This is a genomic window from Marinomonas phycocola, assembly GCF_047525455.1.
Taxonomy (GTDB): Bacteria; Pseudomonadota; Gammaproteobacteria; order Pseudomonadales; family Marinomonadaceae; genus Marinomonas.
The window spans coordinates 1-5593 of record NZ_JBLIXL010000043.1; the positions used below are offsets into that span (position 1 = coordinate 1).

Genomic DNA, 5593 nt, shown 5'->3' on the forward strand with positions numbered 1-5593 from the left:
CGGAATAAGTCGAAGAATAGTCACAAAAATAGCCGCACTGACTATTATTCAGTGGTTTAATCATTTAGAAGGGAACAAAATAAACAATTTGAAAATTGTAATTTCCTAAATGCACCACGGGTATTTAATAGTAATTTTATTTGCGGTACAAAGACGGTTTTTGATATGAACTAGGAGTGTTTATGAAAAAAGCAAGCAAAGTGTACTTAGACGAATATCTGAACTCCCTGCCTCTCAATATTGCGAATAGGTATACGTCTTTTAGCTCAGATTATTTTTGTTCGGATGAACGCAATGCGAATATTTGTGCGGATTTAATAGTACGTGGCGAGAAACAAGCTTCGTGCAGCATGGATTACTGGTACAGACATGAGGGAGAGGCGTTGCCTGAAGTGGGTCATTTACAGGTTGTGACTAATTGGGACGGTAAGCCCATTTGTATTATAGAAATTACATCTGTATCTAAATGCAAATACAGTAATATCACTGAAGAGTTTGCCGCGTTAGAAGGCGAGGGGGATAAAACATTATCATGGTGGCGTGACGCTCATTGGGAATTTTTTTCCCTTGAATGCGACGAGTTAGGCATTCAACCGAGCGAAGATATGTTATTGGTGTTAGAAAAATTTAAAGTGGTCTATAATAAAAGCGTCAATAAATGAATTGCATAGCATTAGATAGTGCTTTTCTGTGTTGTTTTGTGCATTTATTTACTGTTGTTTCACCTGTTTAGTTGTTTATCAGATTGAGTACTACGTTATTTAAACGGTAATTGGAAACTAGAATGAATCAGGATGTTCAGTTAAAAGAATGGATAAAGGGTGACAGTGAAAGAAGTCAAGCGATTGAGTGTGCTACCTCTCATGAATTAGAACTTGTGGCATCATTTGGCCTTAACCCCCTATTTAACAACATGGTGACCATGAACTGTAAGAGAAAAATAGTCATCAAAGACACCCATTAACTTAATTTATACAAATTGGAGAATAATTATGCGCTGGGTGGTTCTATTTAACGATGCTCCGGAAATGATGGAGCATCGAAAGAATAATAAACAAAGTCATGTTGACTATGTCAGTAAAAACAAAACCGAAATACTAATAGGTGGTGGGTTTAAAGAAGATCAAGAAGGTATATTTGTTGGCGGAATGTGGATATTAAATGTTTCTTCTAAGCAAAGAGCAATCAAATTAATAGAAAATGATCCATACTTTCATCCTGTACATAGAAAATACAGATTATTGCTTTGGGGTAAAGTATTAGAAGATGAAACAGTCTTGTTATAAAGTTTCATTTCGGATTATCAAAAACTATGTAGTCGAATCTGAATAATGGCGTTTCAAACGTGGAATGCCATGCTTTTTTCATGTTCTTCTTCTGATAATGCCATTTTTAACCATAATAGACTTAAAAATACGCCAAAATATTGGGCACAATAAAGCCGAGTTCAAGAATAGCGGCCGTGTTTATGTCTCCCGTGATCCCTGTTCCTGCTACTTGGTTGCCTGTCCACATGAAGCCGTTTATAAGAGCAGTTGACCAGGTATCTGCATTGAGAATTAACGCTAAAAAGAAACCGACGAAAATAACAAGGCGCACCAGTTCAACCATGAATTCCTGGAGATCCGCGTTTCTTAGCACCATTTGACCAGCAGACCATGTCCAAGCAATAGTAGCCAGGCTAATCAGCAGCAGCCAAGTGGCAATGTTTTTAGCGGCCCGAACCAAGTGCTGGTTTGGTTCCTGAATTCGTCCTGCAAGGACTGAATAACATCAGCATCTATATCCACGCCCAGCGCCTGACCACTAAAAAGCAGTAAAGCGACAGCGGCCAAGACACCAGTTTGGCGAGGTGCGCCCATGACTACCCCCTTACCTGATTGACTCATTCCAGTTCAGTCCACCGCCCAGGTTTTCGTTCAGCCCTTCGAGTGGACGAAGCGCCCTTTCCAGATTCGCATCATCCGCAGCCGGGGCCGATACGTTATAAGTCACCACATTGGTAACGATGACGAAGCCTGCCAAGATGGCCAGAACTACCGGGTTTTTCAGTGCTGTTAGATCCATGTTGAATTTTCCTTTTTGGAATTAACGAATAGAGCCGTCCATACTAAGGCCACCGCCCCGGTTTTCGTTCAGCCCCTCGAGTGGACGAAGCGCCCTTTCCAGATTCGCATCATCCGCAGCCAGGCGTTCCCGGAGTTCATCCAGCATTGCCTGGTTTTCTGCCAGGGCTTGTTCTATAATAGGGCTGCAATAATCCGCAGCCGGTGCCGATACGTTATAAGTCACTACATTGGTAACGATGACGGAGCCTGCCAAGATGGCCAGAACTACCGGGTTTTTCAGTACTGTTAGATCCATGTTGAATTTTCCTTTTTGGAGTTAACGAATAGAACCGCCCATACCAAGGGCGCCGCCTCGGTTTTCGTCGGGTCCGTCAAGTGGTCGTAAGGCGCGTTGCAAATCAGAGTCATCTTCTGCCTGCCGGTCTATAGAACCGCCCACTTCTGCTGATTAGAGTTGTATCTGTGCCATTTGAAGCTGCCGGAGCTGTTCCATTTGCATAGCAGCGATAGAGCCGCCTGCCTGGTGCAGATCCTCCAGCCGCCAACCCTGTGCCAGTCGGTGTTTTTTTCACCTGGCCGGCAAAAAATTTCCTTGATTTGCTTGAAGACTTCATTTATTAGCTCGTTAGTACATTCCGTTTGTTCCAGTTAGTTTTACGATATATACTAACCTAATCTATCACCCAACACACCTTTCAGGAAACATCTCCTGAGCTTTCCATCCGATTTTAGATGACCTATGATGGGTTCTCCGCTGTTTCGTCTTCCCATCCAGCGTTTTTCTTTTTCTGGAAGCCGCGTTTTTGACCGTAAGCTTCCGGCAAACCACACGTTTTAATCTCTTTCAAAACCCCTAAAGTCTTTTGTTTTCTTTAATAGGAGCAAAAGGCTTATGTTTACAGCATCTTCTCAACTTAGCGTCACGCTCATTTATAGCCCAACCGGCATGCGCAAAGCCATTGATGGTTTATGCAATATTCTTGCTTATGATTTGGAAAAAGAGCCCTGAACTGAACAACTGTTTGTCTTTTGTGGAATGATCTAGTTTAGTGATGATAAAGTGATAAACAGTCACATTATTGGCTATAATTGAGTTTTTTAAAACTAAGGGGTGCAGCTCGACTTATTCGGAAAACGCATTAATAATGTGTTGTTCCATTTTTTGAACAATGGAACATGTATTTGCGGGGGACTTAACTAGTATAATTGTATTTAATGGTAGGTTTGGGAAACCATCACTTTCATTTAATATTTGTAAATCCGAATTGACACTCGACTTTGTTAATGCCGAAACGCCAAATCCACTTTTAATAAACGTAGTAATTCCAAGTAAGCTTTGACTAGTGTAGGATATTTTATATTCTCTATTTTTTTTATTAAGAGCCTCTATAGCCCATGTTCGAAATATACAATCACTACTAAATATCGCCATTGGTAACTTGTTATGCTTATGGATATTATGATTTTTTGAAGTTACCCAAAAAACAGGTTCATTTCTTAACTTGTATTCATTTATCGATTGGGTGCTAAAGTTTCTAGTCATTATTGCAATATCAACTTTTCCTTGATGAAGTAGGTCGTTTAGTATAATACTTGGTTGAATTATAATAATAACCTCCACATCGGGACATTCTATTTTAAAACTGTTTATAAATGTAGAAAGAAATTTTTCAACATAATCATCTGGAATTCCTACTGAAATAGAACCATTTTTTTTCAGCTCTTGTAAGTCATAAAGAGCTACTTCTTGTAGTTTTAAAATTTCTCGTGCGTAATGATGTAACTTAGCTCCATGAGGAGATAAATTTGCATTTTTTCCTAATCGCGTAAAAAGAGGAGCTCCAGTGATAATTTCTAAGCGCTTCATCTGCATACTAACTGCAGATTGCGTTCGGTGCACTAACTTTGAAGCTTTAGTAAAACTCCCTGTATCTGCAATAGCAACGAATGTCCGTAGTAAGTCGACGTCAAGTTCTCTGTTCATATTGCTCATCAATTTTCCTTATATAGATATCAATTATATTCGTTAGACAAGCACAATGGAATACTTATAATTATTTATCTTAAATAAGATAAATAAAAAAATTAAGGATATTTAAGCAATGCCTGATGAAATTATTATAAAGGAAATCATTGAGGACACTAAAAAAATTGGTAACTTTTTGGACATGTATCGTCAATTTTATGGTGAAATAAGTGACATTAAAAGTTCTATTTCTTTTATAGGAAATAGAATTATATCAAATGAATCAGTAATATTTGTTGCACAAAAAAAAGAAAAAATAATTGGATTCATTCAATTGTTCCCTAGTTTTTCTAGCGTTACACTACAGAAAATGTTTATAGTAAATGATTTATATGTATCTGATAAATGTAGAGGTCAAGGTGTTGGAAGAGCATTGCTAAAAGAATCTGCCCATTACGGAATTTCAAAGAATATAAAACAGTTGTTTATAGAAGGTGCAGTTAGTAATGTAAAAGCTCGTGGATTATATGAAGATTTTGGCTTTATATTAAATAGTGACTATATGTATTACCACTACCCAATAAATAAGAAGGTAATATAAATATGTTTTCAGCGGCATTAATATATATATTAGCAGTAATGAGTCCTGGACCAAACTTTATTTTAGTTAGTCGAGGATCCGTGTCTAATTCTGTTAGTTCTGGTATTGGATCTACAGTCGGTATTTGTTTAGTTGGACTATTATTTTCAATTTCATGTGTTTCTGGATTAGCTTTATTATTAGACCGTTTTCCTATAGTTGGATTAGTTGCGACAATACTAGGTGCTATATATTTACTTTATATAGCTTATTCTTTACTGAAAAGTAAACCTGAAGATAGTATTGATGAAAATAAAAACAACAGTCAGGAATTAAATTTTATAGCATCCATTAAAGCAGGGATATTTACTAATATAGGGAATATGAAAACTATTGCATTTATGATTAGCATATTTTCAGGATTTCTCTCAGTTCCAAGAGGGTTGGATGAAAAGATATTAGTTATATTGTTATGTAGTAGCTTAGAGTTTTTATGGTATGCTTTAGTTTCAATAGCTTTCGGTCAAAAAGTATTTAAAGTTATTTATGTTAAATATTCAAAAGAAATTGATAAAATACTTGGTGTTTTTTTAATATTTTTTGCAACAAACAATATTTATCAATTAATATAAATTGGCTTTTAAATGTTATTTAATATACTAATTAGTCGAACCTGAATTCAGGGATAAGGTATTTTGTGATGGTTAGCGAGTATTAATATGACAAGAATGATAGTGATATTGACGTAAAATAAGTTACTTTGATGACATGCGATAAAGTTTCTGTGGCTTTTATAAAGAATCAAAAAATGGATAGGCCTAAATTCAGATAATAAGTGCGACACTGCTAATCAGTGTGTAGAAGAAGCCAACTGCTGAAGTTGGTACACTTCTTTTCACCACAAAACTAAGCAGTACCAACATGAATTATCAGCAGTTGACCGAAGGCAAAAGATACCAGATTTCTGCTCTTTTAGGG

At 36.9% G+C, this 5593-nt stretch carries 9 protein-coding genes and 1 pseudogene; 5 read left to right on the plus strand and 5 right to left on the minus strand.

Going from position 1 to position 5593, the window contains the following annotated elements; translation table 11 throughout:
* The first annotated feature begins 182 nt into the window (after nt 1-182).
* From ACMUMJ_RS16675 to ACMUMJ_RS16685, 3 genes are all read left to right on the plus strand, one after another.
* Nucleotides 183-662, plus strand: a complete 480-nt coding sequence (locus tag ACMUMJ_RS16675; RefSeq protein WP_414679978.1) for an ASCH domain-containing protein — start codon at nt 183-185, stop codon at nt 660-662.
* Nucleotides 663-784: 122 nt separating this feature from the next.
* Nucleotides 785-964 carry a hypothetical protein gene (locus ACMUMJ_RS16680; protein ID WP_414679979.1) on the plus strand — a complete coding sequence of 60 codons (180 nt, stop codon included), beginning with the start codon at nt 785-787 and terminating at the stop codon, nt 962-964.
* Nucleotides 965-992: 28 nt separating this feature from the next.
* Nucleotides 993-1286 carry a YciI family protein gene (locus ACMUMJ_RS16685; protein WP_414679980.1) on the plus strand — a complete coding sequence of 98 codons (294 nt, stop codon included), beginning with the start codon at nt 993-995 and terminating at the stop codon, nt 1284-1286.
* A gap of 121 nt (nt 1287-1407) precedes the next feature.
* Here the strand turns inward: ACMUMJ_RS16685 and ACMUMJ_RS16690 are convergent, their stop codons facing one another.
* The 5 genes and pseudogenes from ACMUMJ_RS16690 to ACMUMJ_RS16710 all read right to left on the minus strand — a co-directional run bounded on the left by ACMUMJ_RS16690 (nt 1408) and on the right by ACMUMJ_RS16710 (nt 4062).
* Nucleotides 1408-1728 (minus strand): type IV secretion system protein, encoded by a 321-nt coding sequence (locus tag ACMUMJ_RS16690; protein ID WP_414679981.1) that lies wholly within the window; start codon nt 1726-1728, stop codon nt 1408-1410.
* A 144-nt stretch (nt 1729-1872) separates the two neighbouring features.
* On the minus strand, nt 1873-2067 hold the full coding sequence (locus ACMUMJ_RS16695) for a hypothetical protein (RefSeq protein WP_414679982.1): 195 nt from the start codon (nt 2065-2067) through the stop codon (nt 1873-1875).
* Between the two features lie 21 nt (nt 2068-2088).
* Entirely contained in the window at nt 2089-2364 is a 276-nt protein-coding gene (locus tag ACMUMJ_RS16700) for a hypothetical protein (RefSeq protein WP_414679983.1), read from the minus strand.
* 377 nt (nt 2365-2741) lie between these two features.
* Nucleotides 2742-2878, minus strand: a pseudogene (locus ACMUMJ_RS16705) (IS5/IS1182 family transposase); the annotation flags it as partial.
* A 314-nt stretch (nt 2879-3192) separates the two neighbouring features.
* Nucleotides 3193-4062 (minus strand): LysR substrate-binding domain-containing protein, encoded by an 870-nt coding sequence (locus ACMUMJ_RS16710; RefSeq protein WP_414679984.1) that lies wholly within the window; start codon nt 4060-4062, stop codon nt 3193-3195.
* A gap of 109 nt (nt 4063-4171) precedes the next feature.
* Here ACMUMJ_RS16710 and ACMUMJ_RS16715 point away from each other — a divergent pair, with 109 nt between their 5' ends.
* On the plus strand, nt 4172-4636 hold the full coding sequence (locus ACMUMJ_RS16715; RefSeq protein ID WP_414679985.1) for a GNAT family N-acetyltransferase: 465 nt from the start codon (nt 4172-4174) through the stop codon (nt 4634-4636).
* Between the two features lie 2 nt (nt 4637-4638).
* Nucleotides 4639-5247, plus strand: a complete 609-nt coding sequence (locus ACMUMJ_RS16720) for a LysE family translocator (RefSeq protein ID WP_414679986.1) — start codon at nt 4639-4641, stop codon at nt 5245-5247.
* Nucleotides 5248-5593 lie beyond the last annotated feature (346 nt).

What these genes read in the sequence shown, in the direction of transcription:
- ACMUMJ_RS16715 (WP_414679985.1), top strand. Translation starts at nt 4,172, where the DNA reads ATGCCTGATGAAATTATTATAAAGGAAATCATTGAGGACACTAAAAAA.
- ACMUMJ_RS16685 (WP_414679980.1), top strand. Translation starts at nt 993, where the DNA reads ATGCGCTGGGTGGTTCTATTTAACGATGCTCCGGAAATGATGGAGCAT.
- ACMUMJ_RS16720 (WP_414679986.1), top strand. Translation starts at nt 4,639, where the DNA reads ATGTTTTCAGCGGCATTAATATATATATTAGCAGTAATGAGTCCTGGA.
- ACMUMJ_RS16680 (WP_414679979.1), top strand. Translation starts at nt 785, where the DNA reads ATGAATCAGGATGTTCAGTTAAAAGAATGGATAAAGGGTGACAGTGAA.
- ACMUMJ_RS16675 (WP_414679978.1), top strand. Translation starts at nt 183, where the DNA reads ATGAAAAAAGCAAGCAAAGTGTACTTAGACGAATATCTGAACTCCCTG.
- ACMUMJ_RS16695 (WP_414679982.1), bottom strand. Translation starts at nt 2,067, where the DNA reads ATGGATCTAACAGCACTGAAAAACCCGGTAGTTCTGGCCATCTTGGCA.
- ACMUMJ_RS16700 (WP_414679983.1), bottom strand. Translation starts at nt 2,364, where the DNA reads ATGGATCTAACAGTACTGAAAAACCCGGTAGTTCTGGCCATCTTGGCA.
- ACMUMJ_RS16710 (WP_414679984.1), bottom strand. Translation starts at nt 4,062, where the DNA reads ATGAGCAATATGAACAGAGAACTTGACGTCGACTTACTACGGACATTC.